Source organism: Naumannella halotolerans, from assembly GCF_004364645.1.
In the GTDB taxonomy this organism is placed as follows: domain Bacteria; phylum Actinomycetota; class Actinomycetes; order Propionibacteriales; family Propionibacteriaceae; genus Naumannella; species Naumannella halotolerans.
Window position 1 is genome coordinate 2,123,624 of sequence record NZ_SOAW01000001.1, and the last position, 16,613, is coordinate 2,140,236.

The window sequence follows — 16,613 nt, forward strand, 5'->3', positions numbered from 1 at the left end:
GGCGTCGTTCCTCAGAGCTTGATCTCGATGTCCACGCCCGCCGGAAGGTCGAGGCGCATCAGCGAATCGACGGTCTTCGGGGTGGGATCGATGATGTCGATCAGGCGCTTGTGCGTGCGCATTTCGAAGTGCTCGCGGCTGTCCTTGTACTTGTGCGGCGAACGGATAACGCAGTACACGTTCTTCTCCGTCGGCAGCGGCACTGGGCCGGCGACCGAGGCACCGGTACGGGTGACCGTGTCGACGATCTTGCGCGCCGAGGTGTCGATCACCTCGTGGTCATAGGCCTTCAGCCTGATGCGGATCTTCTGTCCCGCCACAGTTCGTCCTCTTCTCGTCCCTGCACTTGCTGACCAGCCTTGCCGGTCTCTCGATCCAGCTCCTGGATCGAGCGGTGCCGCCCGGGTGTCCCCGGCCGGCTTCACCGATGTTCGGACCCCTTCGGGTCCTCCGACCGGCATGGCCGATGCCGCCGACCTCTTTCGGTCCGTCACGGCGCTCGCTGTGGAGTGCCTCGCTGTTCTCGAGTCACATGTTGCGGTCGGCACCCGGAGGTGTGACCTGCTGCTCCGACCCCCGATGTCGGGCGTGTCGCGGGCTTCGGACGCACGACAGGCCGATCACTGATCTGGTCTGTGTGTTTCCGGCCTACTCGGATCTTGCGATCCCACGCCGTTTTCGGTTGATCTCTCGGTACGGTGTGTCGCACTGGAAGCGCGCCACACCCCGGCGACCTTGTCGAGGCAACCAGAAGATTCTGTCAGAGATCGGGCAGAGAACCAAATCCGGCGCCGAATCGGCAGATCGGCCCCTCGGGGACCCGCCTCCGATGCTACCGGGCGTCCGGCGCCCGTGATATGCAGCGGGCCGGAACGCGGTCGGCATCTGCTCCGACGGTTACATCTCGGGCCTGTCCCTGGCCGACGGCATCTTCAGCGGACGGCGGGCCGGCGGGCACGCGGCCGCCGGACTCACGAGCTGATCGCTCGGCATCGTCCCTGCCCTGACTAGCATCGGAGTCGTGTTCGGTACCCGTTCCACGCCTCGACCCGGATCCCGTTGACCGCGCAGCAGCGTCGAGTCAGCGGGATTCGGCGTTCCCTCGGCCTCGGACTGACCCTCGTCGGGGGTGCGTGGTACGCCCTGCGTTGGCTCCCTTCGCTCGACTTCGGCCTGCCCGCCTGGCAGACGACCTCCCTGGCCGGGCTGGTCGCGGCCGCGACCGGGATCACGCTGCTGCTGCCGGTCCGCCGCCGGGTGTCGCTGGGCACCTTTCTGGTGGCGGTCGGGGTGGTCGCAGCTGCCTCCTGGGTTCGGCTCCCGGTCCAGCCACCGCAGACGCCGGCGTTGCGGGTGGCGGCGATCAACCTCCAGTTCTCCGAGGCCGACCCGGCCGAGCTGCGTGAGGAGTTGGCGGCCCTCGACCCCGATGTGCTGGTGCTGGCCGAGGTCGATCCCGCAGTGGTCGACGACCTGGTGCAGGCCCTGCCGCGACTCGAACTGGCAAGCCCGACTCCCACCGGCGCGGATTCGGGTACGGCCGTGCTGCTCGCCCGTACCCTCACAGGCTCCTCGACGGTGCGCAGCACCGAGACCTCCGAGCCCGCAGGACATCAGCAGCCACTGGTCGAGACCCCGGGATTGTCGGTCCAGGCGGTGCACACCCAGGCCCCGACGACACCCGACGCCTGGCAGTCCGACCTCGACCGCCTGGACCGGGTGGCCGCCGAACGCAGGCAGCCACTGATCATGGTCGGCGACTTCAATGCCTCGGCCGACCATCCCGGCTTCCGGCAGCTGGCCGAGGGCGGCACCGAATGCCGTGACACCCTGCTCGGCTCACCGACCTGGCCGGCTCCGGTTCCCTATGTCCGGATCGACCACATCGTCATCTTCGGCGGCAGTTGTGGGGCCGCCGGCAGCTTCGGGGTGAGTGGTACCGACCACCGCGGCATCTGGGCCGACGTCACTCTCGACTGACACGACTCCCAGCGACCGCCCGGATCACACCCACAGAATGGGTCACAGCGACAGGCTGGGATGCAGCCGGGTCATCGACACCGTTCGCTTCCGGGCGCAGACCAGTGTGGTCGCGGCCAGTGCCAGCACCATGGTCAGCACCAGAGCCCCGACCGACTGCCACACCGTGGCCAGGTCGCCACCGGCGATCAGTGCCCGCAACCCGGAGACACCATGGGTCATCGGCAACCATGGGGAGATCGCCTGGAAGAAGGCCGGTGCGGTCTCCACCGGATAGGTACCTCCGGCGGCGCCGATCTGCACCATCAGCAGTACCAGTGCGACCAGTCTGCCGACGCCGCCGAGGGCGGCGATGCAGAGCTGATGGATCGCGTGGAAGCTGACCGCGATCAGGATCGAGAAGGCGATGGTGCCCAGCCAGACCCCGGCGGTGAAGTCGAGGGCGAAGACCAGCACACCGTAGAGCACGATGACCTGACCGATGCCGAACAGTGCGCCCGGAACGTATCCGGCCCAGGCGACCCGTCCGGAACCGGTGGTACTGGCCAGTGCCCGGTACGGGATGGCGTTGATCACCATGAAGGTGATCATGCCGCCGATCCACAGCGACAAGGTGATGAAGAACGGCGCCAGCCCCTCGCCGTAGACGCTCACCTCGTTCATCCGGTCCTGCTGGGCATCGATCGGTGTCGCCACCACCGAGGAGCGTTCCTCCCGGTCGTCGGCCGAATAGGTCGGGATGTCTTCCAACCCGGCGGACAGCCGCTCGGCCAGCTCACTCGCGCCGTCGGCGAGCTCCTGGCTGCCGTCGACGGCCTCCCCGGTGCCCTCGGCGAGCTGTCCGGCACCGGTGGAGAGCTCGCGGGCTCCGCTGAGCGCGGTGCCGGTGCCCTCGACCAGCTGACCGGTCCCGGTGGACAACGTGGCGGCGCCGTCGACGAGCTGGCGACCACCGGTGTCCAGGGTCACCATTCCCGAGGCCAGGGTGTCGGCGCCGGTGGAGACCTGTTGCGCACCGTCGTTCAGCCGGTCGATCTGCGCATCGGCCTCGTTGACCTGCGAGATCACCTGGTCCGAGGCCGATGCCAACCGCTGTTGCAGGTTCTGGGCCTGCGCAGCAGCGGCATCGGCACGGGTACGGGCGGTGCCGAGATCGTCCTGCACGGCGGTCAGCTCGTTGGCCAGCTGGGCGACGTTCTCGTCGTCGGGGTAGTCCTCCCGCAGCTGGGCGATCCGGTCGGCCAGCCGTTCGTCGATCCGGTCGGCGGCCTGGTCGAAATCGTCCCCGGCCTGTTCCAGTTGCGGCTGCGCATTGGCGACCAGCTCGTCGGCCCGGTCCTTCACCTCGTTCGCCCGGGCGGTGGCGGTGTCCGCGGTGGCGGCCAGGGTGGCCGTACCGTCGGCTACCTGGGCGGCACCGTCGGCCAGGGTCTCCGAACCCGACCGCGCCGTCGAGATGCCGGTGGACAGTTCGCCGGCTCCGCTGGAGAGCTCGGCGGCGCCGGTGTCCAGTTGCCTGGCGCCGTCGTCGAGCTCGACCAACCCGTCGACCAGGGTCGTGGTGCCCTCGTCGAGCTGTGTGGCTCCGTCGTCCAACTGCACCGCCCCGGCGGCGAGCTGGTCCGCACCGTCGCTGACCTGGGCGGCACCATCGGCGGCCTCGGCCACCGAGTCGTGGATGGTGTTGAACCCGACGTAGACCTGGGAGACGTAGTCGGCGGTGACGGTGGCGTCGAGGGCGTCGGCGATCTCCCGCAGCACGGTGCCGGAGAGCTGGCCGACGATGAAGCTGTGGGCATCGTCGCTGCGCAGGGTCAGGTCGGCCTGCTGGGGGTCGTCGCCACCGGTGGAGACGATCGAGGAGGAGAAGTTGGCCGGGATCTCCAGGATCGCGAAGTAGCGACCGTCGGCCAGCCCCTGGTTCGCCTCCGCGAGCGAGGTCTCGTGCCAGTTGAACCCGCTGTCGGAGTTCCCGGTGATGTTGTCGACCAGTTCGTCACCGGCCTCCACCCGCTCGTCGTCATCGGTCGGTGAGTCCGCACCGCGGTCGAGATTCACCACGGCCGCCTGCAGCTTGTCCAGGTTGCCGGTCGGGTTCCAGTTGGACGCCAGGTAGAGACCGGCGTAGATCGCCGGGATGACGATGATCACCACCATTGCCAGGCGGGTGATCGTGTGGCGGCGGAATCGGCTCAGTTCGAGCCAGGGAAGGGAAAACACGCGCAGCTCCTCGTTCGGGTGCCGTCACCGGCCAAGGTGGCGGGATGATCTCGGGCCGGTCTGCTCCTCGGCCGGTCTGGTTGCTTCGGCGGTACGCCCTGTTCCGGTACGCCCTGTTTCGGTATGTGGGGATGGCCGCGTCACAGGGTCACCCGTTCGATCTCGGTGGCGGCCAGTTCCGGCCCCAGCGCGGTCAGCGTCGACCCGAGCTCGGAGTCGTCCTCACAGGTGACGAGCAGGGTGAGCGGACCGCGGTCGCGGCGCTCGTCACGCAACCGTTGGACCAGGCACAGTCCGGCCCAGGCACGTTCACGGTCGACCCCCTGACGCAACAGATCCAGGTTGTCGACGGCCAGCACGGGTGCGGCCTCGAGCATCGCCAGCCCGATCTGCAGGAAGAACTGTTGCAATGGGGACAGATCCCCGACGAAGGTCTGCTCCTCCAGGTCGGAGAGGAAGTCGGCCCGCCGGGCGTCGTCGCTGCCGAGGCGGGCTTCGTCCGGTCGGGCGTCGAGCAGCTCGCCGGCCTCGGTGAAGGCGTGCCGAATCCGTTCCGCAGCGGCCCGGACCGACTTCCTGGACACGAACGGCGGCTTGTACCAGGGCTGCACCATGATCAACCGCTCGGCGATGTGTTGGGCGACGGTGAAATTGTCCTCCAGATCGGTGATGCCACCGACATTGGCCAGGGCGACATGTTTACGTACCCGCCCGGGATGTTTGCGCAGATCGTCACCACAGACCTGCCCGGTTCCGTCGCTGACCTGCATCCGGCCGGCCAGGGACAGCAGCAACGCGGTCTTGCCCGAGCCTCCCGGCCCGCGGATCAGACCCATCCCGCCTTCACCCACGACCAGGTCGACACCACCGAAGACGGGCTGCTTCTTCACCGTCATCGTCCAGTCGGAGACCTCGACGACCGGCCGGGCGGAACGGTCGTCGCCCTCACCCTCGGGTTCGGTCGACACCCGGCGGGCCGGGTTCAGCGGTCCGTCGTCGTAGGGATCGGCTCCGGCCAGTGCATGTTCGGGCGCGGCATGCTCGGGCGTGGCCGGTCCGGCTGCGGGCGCGGCGGGCCGGTCGGGACCACCCAACAGTTCCTCGGTCAGCTCACGATCCGACCGGGAACCATCGGCTCGACGACTCCGATTCACACCTGCTCCACTCCACGTACCGGTCCACACCGGTGTGCGAGGACCGCCCCAACAGCGTAGGCCACGGACCCGATTCGGTGGCCTAGGCTGACCTGCACCACCCCGCGCCGGGGGCACCCGATCGATCAGGACTGGAGCACCAGGTGACTGCCTCGCCCGCCCTTGCCTTCATCACCGCCGACGAGGTCACCGAACTGGTCGACCCGGGCACCGCCCGGGAACTGCTGCGGCAGACGCTGCTGGACGGTTTCGATCCGGCCGGCGACCCGGCCCGCAGCCATCTGCACAACGCCGCCGGGGAATTGCTGTTGATGCCCTCGGCGCTGAACGACTGGGTCGGGGTGAAGTTGGCCGGGGTGGCCCCAGAGAATCCTCGGCTCGGTCTCCCCCGGATCCAGGCCGTGTACGTCTTGTTCGACGGTGCCACGTTGAGCCCGCGGTTGATGATCGACGGTGCGGCGCTGACCAGCCTGCGTACCCCGGCCACCTCCGCGGTGGCTGCCGCCGAACTGGCAGATCCCGACCCCGCGAAGCTGCTGGTCTTCGGTTCGGGGCCACAGGCGGTCGGTCACGTGGTGGCACTGACGACGCTGTTCCCGCGATTGTCGGTCTCGATCGTCGCCCGCCGCGCCGAAGGGGTGGCAGCCGCGATCGGGAAGCTCGATGCGCTGGGGATCGAGGCCACTGCCGGCAGCGCCGACGAGGTGCCGGAGGCCGACCTCATCGTCACCGCCACCTCCTCCAGCGAGCCGGTCTTCGACGGTTCCGGGGTACGTGACGGAGCGTGCGTCCTGGCCATCGGCTCCCACTCACCGGCCCGTCGTGAACTGGACAGCACGCTGATGGGCCGCTCGCTGGTGGTGGTCGAGGATCTCGGCACGGCGCGTCGTGAATGCGGTGACGTGGTGATCGCCGCCGGCGAGGGACGGCTCTCGTTGGGCACCTTGCCGAACCTGTCCGACCTGGTCTGCGGCCGGATCAGCCGGGCCACCGACCGGCCGAATGTGTTCAAGGGTTCGGGGATGGCCTGGCAGGACCTGGCCGTGGCGGCCGGGATCGCCGAGCGGTACACCGGGAACGACTGATCCGTACTCCCCGCTCGGTCAGGACCGGCTGTCGATCTCGCCTAGGCTGGGATCCTAATCGTCATCAACCTGAGCAAGAGGTACCCCGGCCCATGCCCACAGATCTCCCCCTGTCCACCGACCTCAGCGGCGCATCCCTGATCGGCGATCAGCCGACCACGCCCTCGTCAGGTACGTTCCGCGCCATCGATCCGCGGACCGGTGAGCAGCTGGAACCGGCCTTCGCCGAGGCCGGCCCGGCCGAGGTCGAACGGGCCACCGTGCTCGCCCAGGAGGCGTTCGGCACCTATCGGCGGACCGACCCGAAGACCCGAGCCGCCTTCCTGGAGTCGATCGCCGCCAACATCGAAGCGCTGGTTGAGACCTTGTCCGACCGGGTGCAGGCCGAGACCGGACTGCCCGCGGCCAGGGTCGCCGGCGAGACCGGTCGTACCGCCGGTCAGCTGCGGATGTTCGCCCAGGTGGTCCGCGACGGCGGCTACCGCGAGGTACGGATCGAGACCGCGCTGCCGGACCGCAAACCGCTCCCCCGGCCGGACCTGCGGGAGCGGAAGATCCCGCTCGGGCCGGTGGCGGTCTTCGGTGCCTCCAATTTTCCGCTCGCCTTCTCGGTCGCCGGCGGTGACACCGCCTCGGCACTGGCCGCCGGCTGCCCGGTGGTGGTGAAGGGCCACCCGGCACACCCGGGCACCTCCGAACTGGTCGGCCGCGCGATCGCCGCAGCGGTCGCCGAACACGACCTGCCTGCGGGTACGTTCTCCCTGCTGCAGGGGACCTCCCACGAGCTCGGCACCGCTCTGGTCCGCGATCCGCGGATCACCGCGGTCGGCTTCACCGGTTCCCGGGCCGGTGGCCTGGCCCTGGTCGACGTGGCGAACTCCCGGCCGGTACCGATCCCGGTCTATGCCGAGATGTCCGCGGTCAACCCGGTGTTCCTGCTGCCCGGTGCCCTGGCCGACCGTGCCGCGGGGATCGGCGAGGACTTCGTCACCTCGGTCACCGGCAGCAGCGGCCAGCTGTGCACCAAGCCCGGGCTGGTCTTCGTCCTCGACGATCCCGCAGCCGACGAGTTCATCACCTCCGCGACAACCGCCCTCACCGGTGTGACCAGTGCTCCGATGCTGACCTCCGGTATCGCCGGGGCGTTCGCCGACGGGGTCGCCGCAACAGCGAAGGTCGACGGCGTGCAGACCGCCGCCCAGGGCCGGCCCGATGAGTCGATCACCAGCGCCGGACTGCCGGCACTGTTCGTCACCTCCGGGGAGCGGTTCCTGGCCGAACCGCAGCTGGCGGCCGAGATGTTCGGACCGGCGGCTGTCGTGGTGAAGGTCGCCGATGTCGACCAACTCCGGCAGATCGTCCGGAGCCTAGAGGGACAGCTCACCGCCACCCTGCATCTCACCGAGGCCGACGACGCCCTGGCTGCCGAGCTGCTCACCGAGTTGGAGCTGCTCGCCGGGCGGGTACTGGTCAACGGCTGGCCGACCGGTGTCGATGTCGGCCAGGCGATGGTCCACGGTGGTCCGTTCCCGGCCACCTCGGCCCCGGGCACCACATCGGTCGGCACATTGGCGATCGACCGTTTCCTGCGGCCGGTGGTCTACCAGAACGTTCCCGAACGGCTGCTGCCGCCGGAGATCCGGCCGGACAATCCGTTCCAGGTGCCACGACAGGAGAGCTGAGTCGGACGCGGCGGCAGAACCAGCCCGAAACGCTGAGCGACGTGGTGGGGCGGTGACCCGACGGTGGTTATCGTTGGTGCCATGAACGGCGTCGACCAAGCAGCCGCTCCGCGACGGGCGGCGCCTCCGCGCGCCTCCACCTCCCTGATCGTCGGCACCGTGGCTGCCTTCGTCTCCTGCGCCGGGCTGGGCACGGGAGTGCTGGGCTACCTGACCGGCAACCTGGCGATGGGAATCGCCGCGACGGTGGCGCTGATCGGAGCCATCGGTACGGTCATCCTGCTCTCCCTCTCCCTCGACTCGAAGACCCCGCCCACCCCGTTGTGGTTGCGGATCTGCGGCGGGGTGGCGATCGTCGCCGGCGGCGCGGCCTTCGCCGCGTTCCTGGCCTTGAGCGTCTTCGAGATCTTCACCCCGGTGGCCCTCGGCATCAGCATCGTCGCCCAGTTGCTGATCATGGTCGCGAGTTTCACCCACTACGACTGAGCATGACCTGCGGCAACAGCCGGTCCTCCCTGGTCACGGCGGGCCGCAGCAGTTCCAGCAATCGCTGCTCCCAGTAGGTCTGCGTACCGAATTCCGAGCGCCAGGCGAGCAGCGGGACGGTACTGCGGTGGAGTCGGTGCTCGGCCGTCGTACCGATCGCACCGTGCACCTGATGGGCATTGCGGGCGATCACCGAGGCTGCCTGTCCGGCACAACTGCGGGCGACCGCCACCGCATGGTCCAGGTCGTCGCCGACGGCGCCGTCGGCAAGCCGTCCGAGCGCCCAGTCGGTGGCGGTACGGGCGAGTTCGGCCTCGGCCGCAGCATCGGCGATCAGCTGCTGCACGGCCTGGAACCGGGCGATCGGCCGACCGAACTGTTCGCGTTCGCGGGCATGGTCGATCATCAACTCCACCGCCCGGGCACCGGTGACCACCATCTGCACCGCACGTACCAGGGCACCCCGCGCCAGCAGCCCGTTCCGCACCGGCGCACCGACGTCGACCCAGTCCACCGGTTGCGTCAGCCGGAGTTCGTCACGGCCCTCGCCGGCCAGGTTCTGGCCGGGAGTGAGCGTGAACTGTTCCGGCCCGGTGACAGCGATCCGGCCAGCGGGATCGACCAGCAGCACCCGCTCGGCGGCCACTGCCCAGGGCACCGCATGCGCCCTCTCGTCGGCATCGAGGAAGCCCACCGTGGCGATCCCGCTCAGCCGCTCGATCCCGGCCAGTCCGCACAACCAGCCGGCCAGCAGGTCGTGCTCGGCCACCGGCAGCAACGCCCCGGCTGCGGCCAGCTCACCGACCACCGTCATCGTGGCGCGTACCCCGAGCTCCTCGACCTCGCCCAGTTGCAGCAGTTCCGAACCGGCCAGCGCCTGCCACAGCTCGGCGTCGAACCCGGTCGGCAGGCCGGCCTGTCGATGATCATCGAGGATCTCGAGGACCAGCTGCCGCACGTCGCCGAGCAAAGAGGTGTCGATTCCGGTCATCGCAGTCCCAGTCCTCTCGCGATCACACCACGCAGTACCTCGTTGGTGCCGCCCCGGATGGTGAAACCGGGACGCTGCAGTACCCCGATGTCGGCGAGAGCCCGCAGTGGATCCGCGGCCGGCAGCCGGGCATCGGCATGATCGACGATGTCGCCCTCGGTCAGGGTCCCCAGGTGCTTCACCATGGCAGCTGCCAGGTCGGGGCGCTCCCCGGTCTGCAGCCGTTCGGCGATCTGTGACGACATCAGGTGCAACCCGACCACCCGGGCCGCCAACCTTCCCAGCTCGGGGTCGGCGGGTGTCGCGGATCGGGTGTCCAGCAAGCCGTTCAACAGCACCTGGGCCGACAGGAAACGCTCCGGCCCCGAACGCTCGTAGGCCAGTTCCGAGGTCACCTGCTGCCACCCCTGACCGAGTTCACCCAGCACCCGGGAGTCGGGTACGAAGACCTCGTCGAGAGTGACCTCGTTGAAGTGATGGGAACCCGACATCGAGATCACCGGGGAGATGTGCACCCCCGGGGCGCGCAGGTCGACGATGAACTGGCTCAGCCCGGCATGGCGATGGTTCACCTCCAGCGGTTCGGTGCGTGCGAGGGCGAAGAAGGCATCGGCCAGGTGTCCACCCGAGGTCCAGGACTTCGTACCCGAGATCAGCCAGCCACCGTCGGTCCGTACCCCCTTGGTGCGGACGCTGGCGAGATCCGAACCGCTGGTCGGTTCACTCATGCCGATCGCGAAACACAAGTCGCCGCGGGCGATCCGCGGCAGGTACGCGTGCTTCTGTTCCTCGGTGCCGACGCTCAGCAGGGTGGGCGCGATCTGCCGGTCCGCGACCCAGTGGTAGCCGACCGGCGCACCGGCCGCGACCAGTTCCTCGGTGACCACGAAGCGTTCGAGGAAGCTCCGCCCATTGCCCCCGTACTCCTCCGGGATGGTCATCCCGATCCACCCGCGCTCGGCCAGGAGACGGCTGAACGCGGGATCGAACCGGGTCAGCCAGGTGTCGACACCCGGGGTGAACCCGCCCGTCTCCCGCTGCTCGGCGAGGAACCGGCGCACCTCGCGGCGCAGTTCGACCAATCCGACGGCTTCGTCCGAACCCAGCGTGCTCATCGCACCTCCCGTTCGGCACGCTACTACGCAGCCTGGAGCCGGCTGCAGGGCAGGCACGGTCGTCACCTAGGGTCGGGCGATGAACCACCGATGACGGAGGAAACGATGAGCGAGGCACTCCTGATCGATCGCGACGGCGCGGTCGCCACCTGGACGCTGAACCTGCCCGAGCAGCGCAATCCGATCTCCGACCCGACGGTGGTCGAGGCCTTGATCGCGGCGATCGATGCGGCGAACACCGACCCGGAGCTGGCGGTGATCATCCTCACCGGTGCAGGCAAGGGCTTCTCCGCCGGCGGCAATGTGAAGGACATGGCCGCCGGGGTCGGTATGTTCGGCGGGTCGGGGATGGAGTTGCGTTCGGGTTATGAGTACGGGATCCAGCAGATTCCGCGGGCGATGCAGCGGCTGGCCGTACCGATCATCGCCGCGGTGAACGGAGCCGCGGTGGGCGCCGGCTGCGATCTGGCCTGTATGTGCGACCTGCGGATCGCCTCGGAGAATGCCTTCTTCGCCGAGAGCTTCGTCAAGCTGGGCATCATTCCCGGGGACGGTGGCGCCTGGTTCCTGCCTCGGTTGATCGGCCGTTCCCGCGCTGCGGAGATGACCCTCACCGGGGACCGGGTGGACGCCCGTACCGCATTGGAATGGGGTCTGGTCTCGCAGGTGGTCGCGGCGCAGGAGTTGCTGCCCGCCGCCCGCACCCTGGCCGACCGGATCGCGGCCAACTCGTTGCCGGCGGTACGGCTGGCCAAACGCCTGCTCCGAGAATCCGACGGCCAGCGCCTGGACACCGTGCTGGAGCTGTCCGCGGCCTATCAGGCACTGGCCCACCAGACCCCGGAACACCGGTCCGCACTGGACGCCCAGCTGAACCGTGGCCACTGAGAATCGTCGCACCCACCCCTGCCTTCGGAGGGGGCATCGGGACTAGGGTCGGGGTGTGCGCGCTCCCACCTCCACCTACCGCTTGCAGCTGACCGCCGATTTCACCCTCGGCGATGCGGCCGGGCTGGTTCCGTACCTGTCGGCGCTGGGCGTCGGCGCGGTCTACCTCTCCCCTGTCCTGCAGGCCACCGAGGGCTCGACCCACGGTTACGACGTCACCGATCCCACCCGGATCGACGTCGAGCGTGGCGGTGAGTCCGGGTGGCGAGCCCTGGTGGAGGCCACCCGCAGCCACGGCCTCGGGCTGGTCGTCGACATCGTGCCGAACCATCTCGGGGTGGCCGTACCGGCAGAGAACCCTGCTTGGTGGAGTGTGCTGCGGCTGGGGCAGGACTCGCCCTATGCCAACTGGTTCGACATCGACTGGGAGTCCGGACCGTTGCTGCTGCCGGTGTTGGGTGAGGACTCGCTGACCGACCTGGAACTGCACCCCACCGACGAGGGCGGTGAGCTGCGCTACTACGAACATCGCTTCCCGCTGGCCCCGGACAGTTGGGCTCCGGGCGACTCACTGACCACGGTGCTCGACCGGCAGGCGTACCGGTTGGTCGATTGGCGACGCGGTGACAGCGAGTTGAACTACCGGCGGTTCTTCACGATCACCTCCCTGGCCGGCCTGCGGCAGGAGGACCCTGACGTCTTCTCCGAGACCCACGCCCTGATCGGCACCTGGGTGCGGCAGGCCGAGATCAGCGGGTTGCGGGTCGATCATCCCGATGGCCTGGCTGATCCCCGGAATTACTTCGAACGGCTGCATTCGCTTGCCCCACAGGCATGGACGGTGGCGGAGAAGATTCTGGAGCCGGGCGAGCGACTGCCCGACTGGGAGGTCTCCGGCACCACCGGGTACGACGCGCTGAACGAGTTCACCGGTGTGTTGATCAATTCCGGCGCCGCCCCGGAGTTCGACCGGATGTATCGCGAGCTCACCGGTGATCGACGCGGGGCGATCGCCCATGTACGCGAGGACAAGGAGCGGGCCGCGAGCAGCCTGTTGCGTGCCGAGGTGAACCGGATGTGCCGGCTGGTCCATGATCATCCGGCCGATCAGGTGGCGCAGGTGTTGATCGACCTTGCCGTGGAGTTCCCGACCTACCGCAGCTATCTGCCGGAGGCGGGTGAGAGTCTGCAGCAGGCGGCGGAGAATGTGGATCATCCGTTGTTGGCGGCCTTGCTGGTCCGGCTGCAGGATCCCGAGGACGAGCTCGCACGTCGCTTCCAGCAGCTGACCGGTGCGGTGATGGCCAAGGGCACCGAGGACACCGCCTTCTATCGGTACGGCCGGTTCGTGGCATTGAACGAGGTGGGTGGCGATGCCTCCCATTTCGGCCTCACGCCGAGCGAGTTCCACCATCGGCAAGCTGAGCGCCAGCAGCACTGGCCGGAGGCGATGACTGCCCTGTCCACCCATGACACGAAGCGCTCGGAGGATGTGCGGGCCAGGCTGGCGGTGTTGTCGGAGATGCCCCAGCAGTGGCGTCGGTTCGCCGAGGCGTTCCTCGCCGCGGCCGATTTCGACGACCGCCCGCTGGCGTACCTGTTGGCGCAGGTGGCGGTCGGGATGGATCCGCAACCGGGTGATACCGATGCCCGTGGACGGTTGCGAGCCTATGCCGAGAAGGCCATGCGCGAGGCGGCGGTGCACACCAGTTGGACCGATCAGGACGCCGACTTCGAGGCCGCGGTACTGCGACTGGTCGATCACCTGTTCGACGACGCCGATCTCACCGATGCGTTCTCCCGGTTGCAGACGCTGGTCGAGCAGCCTGCCTGGTGCAATGCCCTGGCACAGAAGCTGTTGCAGGTGAGCGGGCCGGGGATTCCCGATGTCTACCAGGGCACGGAGTTGTGGGACGACTCGCTGGTCGACCCGGACAATCGGCGGCCGGTGGACTTCGCGGCACGGGCGGGGATGTTGGCCGAACTGATGTCTGCCCCGGCGGTGGACGACAGCGGCGCGGCGAAGCTGTGGGTCACCCGCCAGGCATTGCATCTGCGTCGCGATCGACCGGATCTGTTCACCGGATACACACCGCTGGCGGCGACCGGTACGGCCTCGGACCATCTGCTCGCCTTCGACCGGGGCGGTGCGATCACCGCAGTGACCCGCTTGCCCTGGACCCTGGCCGAGGACGGTGGTTGGCGCGAGACGACTCTCGAGCTTCCCGCCGGTACCTGGGGCGATGTGCTGAGTGCCCGTACCCACAGCGGCACGGTTCCGGCCACTGAGCTGTTCGGTTCACTGCCGGTGGCGTTGCTCGTCCGGGAGTGAGCCGGCGATCCTTCGGGACTCGTGCGCTTGCGGCACGGCTTCGTCGAGTTCCACCCTCGTGTCCCGCCGGACGATCGTGTCGCACCGGGCCATCCGTGTCGGGTCATCGCGTCGCGCCATCTCATGGCGATGCTGGAGCAACCGATCGAACCATGATCAACTCGCGTGGGTGACGGCCGCGATCAGGCTGACCGAGCCATTCCGTCGAGCGCATCGGCGGTCAGCTGCATCTCCTTCGTCCCACCGTGCCCCTCGTCCTCCACGATGATCAACTCGCTGCCCGGCCATGCCCGATGCAGCTGCCAGGCCGTCACCACCGGGCTGCCGTGATCGCGGCGGCCGTGAATCAGAGAGCTCCACCGAACACCCGCTTGACACCGGATCGCCACGGTGGCGCCGGCGCTGATCCGTGCACCACCATCGAGCCCCGGGAGCATGAGCGGGGCGCCGAGGCCGATCGCCACCCAGCAGACCCACGTAGGCCTGAATCGGTTCGCCGCATCTCCCCGATCATCTTGTGGACAACGGTTCTCGGCGAACTCGACTGTCAGTGGTCACGGTTAGATTGGTTCCATGACAGGGACCCACATCGTCGATCAGCACGCAGCGTTGCGTGCTGCGACGACCCGACTGTGGGAGGCGCTGCGCGACCGGCTCAACGGCGCCTGCGCCTGGGCCGACACCCACCCGCTGACCGATCAACTCGTGGACCGTCTGGCAGATCCTGATCAAGCAGTCACCGGTGGAGAAGGAACTCCACTGGTCGATCCGGCCTCGGTCGCCGAGTTCGCCGCCCTGCTCGGCAAACCCACAGGGGCAGGTTTCCGGATCATCGGTGAGGCGCTCGAGCTGCGGCATCGGCTGCCCCGCCTGTGGGAACGTGTGCAGTCGTTGGAGGTCAGCGCCGAAGATGGCTGTCGGGTGGCCGCGCGCACCATGTCACTCTCCCCGACCGCAGCCCGGTGGGTCGATGATCAACTGGTGCACTTCGTCGGCGCGCTGTCGACCTCCCAACTCGAACGCACAGTCGAGGCCGCAAAGACCTCGACCGGTGCACCCGCCGAAGACGAGTCTTCGGTTTTCGTCCATCTCGTCCATGACCGGTCCAATGTCAACGGCCACAGCCGCCTGTTCGGCGAGCTCAGTCGGCTCGATGCCCTGGAGCTCGACCAAGCATTGCAACACGGCGCCGAGCTGCAGAAGCTGTGGGGGAACCAATCCTCGGTGGAGGTACGACGGGCTCACGCGCTGGCCGAGCTGGCGCGCAGCCAGTCCATGCTGCCTCCGCTCCCGCAGCCGCCTCGCAGCGACGACGGTGACCACGAGGTCGAGCCGATGCCGATCTCACCGGACAGGTCGGTGAACGGCCTGCCTGCTCCGGTCGAGCCACGGCCACCGGCACCGCGCCCGATCGCCCTGACCCTGATCCTGCCCGAGCCCGGGGCGAACCCGGCCGGCACTTCGGGCCATCCGGCGCCCGGGCGTCTGGGCAACCTACCGGTGACTGCCGAACAGGTCGCGATCTGGTGCGGCGCACCCGGTGCGCAGATCACCGTCCGGCCGGTGATCGACCTCAACCTGCCTGAGTCCACCGACTGTTACGCCCCCACCGACCGGATCCGCGAACACGTCCGGGCGACCCACCCGACCTGCGTGTTCCCGTTCTGCGATGTACCGGCCGAGCGAGCCGATCTCGACCACATCGTCCCTTTCGACGCAGGTGGCACCACCACCACGGACAACTTGGCACCCCTGTGCCGTCGACACCACAGACTGAAGACCCACCACGGTTGGCGGTACCGCCGACTCGGCGCGCGGTTGTTCGGATGGTCCAGTCCCGAAGGGGAGTCGTACCTGCGCGACGGGCCACGGACCCTTCCATTCCCCACCGGGCCGGCCCGGCGCCTCGGGCCGGAACCGATCGACGAGCCAGCCGACACAGGCTGAGCTGCCGGACCCACGCTGTCGAGCTGCCGGGGTCTTGAGCGAAGGTTGCTGCCCATCCTGCACACCAGACAGGTGTGCCCTGAACCGACTTGCGAGGTCCGGATCACAGTCGATCCGGTTTCGGAGGGGACCTACTGCGCTGAGTGCAGCACACTCCCCGCGCACGCGTACGGCCCGTCCCGCAGGCAGTAACGCCGTCGTCCCCACGGCAACTGGGAGCGCCGGGGCACCACTGTCCGTCCGTCCCGAAGGGCGCCGGATGAGCCACGGACAGATGTGGTGACGACCCTACGAACTCGCGTACCCGAACTCGACGACCCGGGTCACCCGCCCGCACCGCATCAGTCCAGGTAACCGGTCTCAGGATTGATCGCTCCGAGGAAGGCCTGGATTTCGGAGATCATCTGCTCGCGCGAGGGTGCCGAGCCATCACTCACCCCCAGCTGAACCCGTACCCGTTGTTCGGTCCGGTCAGCCAGGTGAAGTCCCAGGTCGTCCCGCGCTTCGCCACCAGCCAGCGTTCACCGTCGACTTCGATCTCGACGACCCGCCTTCCCTTGGCCACGTGCCGATCATCCCACGCAGACCATTCATCCATCTGGTCGGGGAGCTGGTACGCGGGCGCCCACGCACCGCAACCACACGGCAGTCGGGCGGATTTGCTCGCCCTGGCAGGCACCCGAGACGACCATCACCGACTACCCGCCACAGACATCGATCGACTACGCGCCAC

General features: G+C 68.5%; 14 protein-coding genes. 7 read left to right on the forward strand and 7 right to left on the reverse strand.

Annotation, left to right across the window (positions count from 1 at the left end; all coding sequences use genetic code 11):
* Positions 1 to 11: 11 nt before the first annotated feature.
* A complete protein-coding gene (gene rpsJ / locus CLV29_RS09920; RefSeq protein ID WP_055964267.1) occupies positions 12 to 320 on the reverse strand; it encodes a 30S ribosomal protein S10 in 309 nt (102 codons plus the stop codon).
* Between the two features lie 739 nt (positions 321 to 1,059).
* Between rpsJ and CLV29_RS09925 the strand changes: the two genes are divergently transcribed.
* Positions 1,060 to 1,980 carry an endonuclease/exonuclease/phosphatase family protein gene (locus tag CLV29_RS09925; RefSeq protein ID WP_166649206.1) on the forward strand — a complete coding sequence of 307 codons (921 nt, stop codon included), beginning with the start codon at positions 1,060 to 1,062 and terminating at the stop codon, positions 1,978 to 1,980.
* A 42-nt stretch (positions 1,981 to 2,022) separates the two neighbouring features.
* Here CLV29_RS09925 and CLV29_RS09930 read toward each other — a convergent pair whose 3' ends face one another.
* Both CLV29_RS09930 and CLV29_RS09935 read right to left on the reverse strand, forming a co-directional pair.
* A complete protein-coding gene (locus CLV29_RS09930; RefSeq protein ID WP_133754724.1) occupies positions 2,023 to 4,200 on the reverse strand; it encodes a YhgE/Pip domain-containing protein in 2,178 nt (725 codons plus the stop codon).
* A 140-nt stretch (positions 4,201 to 4,340) separates the two neighbouring features.
* Positions 4,341 to 5,354: an ATP-binding cassette domain-containing protein gene (locus tag CLV29_RS09935; RefSeq protein ID WP_133754725.1), complete on the reverse strand. Its 1,014-nt coding sequence runs from the start codon at positions 5,352 to 5,354 to the stop codon at positions 4,341 to 4,343.
* A gap of 143 nt (positions 5,355 to 5,497) precedes the next feature.
* Here CLV29_RS09935 and CLV29_RS09940 point away from each other — a divergent pair, with 143 nt between their 5' ends.
* The 3 genes from CLV29_RS09940 to CLV29_RS09950 all read left to right on the forward strand — a co-directional run bounded on the left by CLV29_RS09940 (position 5,498) and on the right by CLV29_RS09950 (position 8,607).
* Positions 5,498 to 6,439: an ornithine cyclodeaminase family protein gene (locus CLV29_RS09940; RefSeq protein WP_133754726.1), complete on the forward strand. Its 942-nt coding sequence runs from the start codon at positions 5,498 to 5,500 to the stop codon at positions 6,437 to 6,439.
* A gap of 92 nt (positions 6,440 to 6,531) precedes the next feature.
* Positions 6,532 to 8,121 carry an aldehyde dehydrogenase (NADP(+)) gene (locus tag CLV29_RS09945; RefSeq protein ID WP_133754727.1) on the forward strand — a complete coding sequence of 530 codons (1,590 nt, stop codon included), beginning with the start codon at positions 6,532 to 6,534 and terminating at the stop codon, positions 8,119 to 8,121.
* A gap of 81 nt (positions 8,122 to 8,202) precedes the next feature.
* The gene (locus tag CLV29_RS09950) at positions 8,203 to 8,607 is read left to right on the forward strand and encodes a hypothetical protein (RefSeq protein WP_133754728.1); all 405 of its coding nucleotides are present in this window, start codon (positions 8,203 to 8,205) and stop codon (positions 8,605 to 8,607) included.
* On the opposite strand, the gene CLV29_RS09955 is transcribed toward CLV29_RS09950, so the two are convergent.
* Positions 8,591 to 9,598 (reverse strand): acyl-CoA dehydrogenase family protein, encoded by a 1,008-nt coding sequence (locus CLV29_RS09955; RefSeq protein ID WP_133754729.1) that lies wholly within the window; start codon positions 9,596 to 9,598, stop codon positions 8,591 to 8,593. The two genes, CLV29_RS09950 and CLV29_RS09955, sit on opposite strands and share 17 nt — an antisense overlap.
* Positions 9,595 to 10,713 carry an acyl-CoA dehydrogenase family protein gene (locus CLV29_RS09960; protein WP_133754730.1) on the reverse strand — a complete coding sequence of 373 codons (1,119 nt, stop codon included), beginning with the start codon at positions 10,711 to 10,713 and terminating at the stop codon, positions 9,595 to 9,597. The genes CLV29_RS09955 and CLV29_RS09960 overlap by 4 nt, the downstream gene beginning before the upstream one ends.
* Before the next feature lie 105 nt (positions 10,714 to 10,818).
* Between CLV29_RS09960 and CLV29_RS09965 the strand changes: the two genes are divergently transcribed.
* Together CLV29_RS09965 and treY are read left to right on the forward strand one after the other, a co-directional pair.
* Complete coding sequence (locus tag CLV29_RS09965) at positions 10,819 to 11,601, forward strand: crotonase/enoyl-CoA hydratase family protein (RefSeq protein WP_133754731.1); 783 nt, start codon at positions 10,819 to 10,821, stop codon at positions 11,599 to 11,601.
* 55 nt (positions 11,602 to 11,656) lie between these two features.
* Positions 11,657 to 13,933, forward strand: coding sequence for a malto-oligosyltrehalose synthase (gene treY / locus CLV29_RS09970; RefSeq protein WP_133754732.1), 2,277 nt, complete (start codon positions 11,657 to 11,659; stop codon positions 13,931 to 13,933).
* Between the two features lie 182 nt (positions 13,934 to 14,115).
* Here the strand turns inward: treY and CLV29_RS17050 are convergent, their stop codons facing one another.
* Positions 14,116 to 14,247 (reverse strand): hypothetical protein, encoded by a 132-nt coding sequence (locus tag CLV29_RS17050; RefSeq protein WP_279586466.1) that lies wholly within the window; start codon positions 14,245 to 14,247, stop codon positions 14,116 to 14,118.
* Between the two features lie 259 nt (positions 14,248 to 14,506).
* Between CLV29_RS17050 and CLV29_RS09980 the strand changes: the two genes are divergently transcribed.
* Entirely contained in the window at positions 14,507 to 15,880 is a 1,374-nt protein-coding gene (locus CLV29_RS09980; protein ID WP_133754733.1) for an HNH endonuclease signature motif containing protein, read from the forward strand.
* Positions 15,881 to 16,313: 433 nt separating this feature from the next.
* Here CLV29_RS09980 and CLV29_RS17055 read toward each other — a convergent pair whose 3' ends face one another.
* The gene (locus CLV29_RS17055) at positions 16,314 to 16,445 is read right to left on the reverse strand and encodes a hypothetical protein (protein WP_279586467.1); all 132 of its coding nucleotides are present in this window, start codon (positions 16,443 to 16,445) and stop codon (positions 16,314 to 16,316) included.
* Positions 16,446 to 16,613 lie beyond the last annotated feature (168 nt).

Bases quoted from the DNA above. Each gene is read 5' to 3' on its own strand.
- CLV29_RS09945 (WP_133754727.1), top strand. From the start codon at position 6,532: ATGCCCACAGATCTCCCCCTGTCCACCGACCTCAGCGGCGCATCCCTG.
- CLV29_RS09950 (WP_133754728.1), top strand. From the start codon at position 8,203: ATGAACGGCGTCGACCAAGCAGCCGCTCCGCGACGGGCGGCGCCTCCG.
- CLV29_RS09955 (WP_133754729.1), bottom strand. From the start codon at position 9,598: ATGACCGGAATCGACACCTCTTTGCTCGGCGACGTGCGGCAGCTGGTC.
- CLV29_RS09960 (WP_133754730.1), bottom strand. From the start codon at position 10,713: ATGAGCACGCTGGGTTCGGACGAAGCCGTCGGATTGGTCGAACTGCGC.
- CLV29_RS09965 (WP_133754731.1), top strand. From the start codon at position 10,819: ATGAGCGAGGCACTCCTGATCGATCGCGACGGCGCGGTCGCCACCTGG.
- CLV29_RS09980 (WP_133754733.1), top strand. From the start codon at position 14,507: ATGACAGGGACCCACATCGTCGATCAGCACGCAGCGTTGCGTGCTGCG.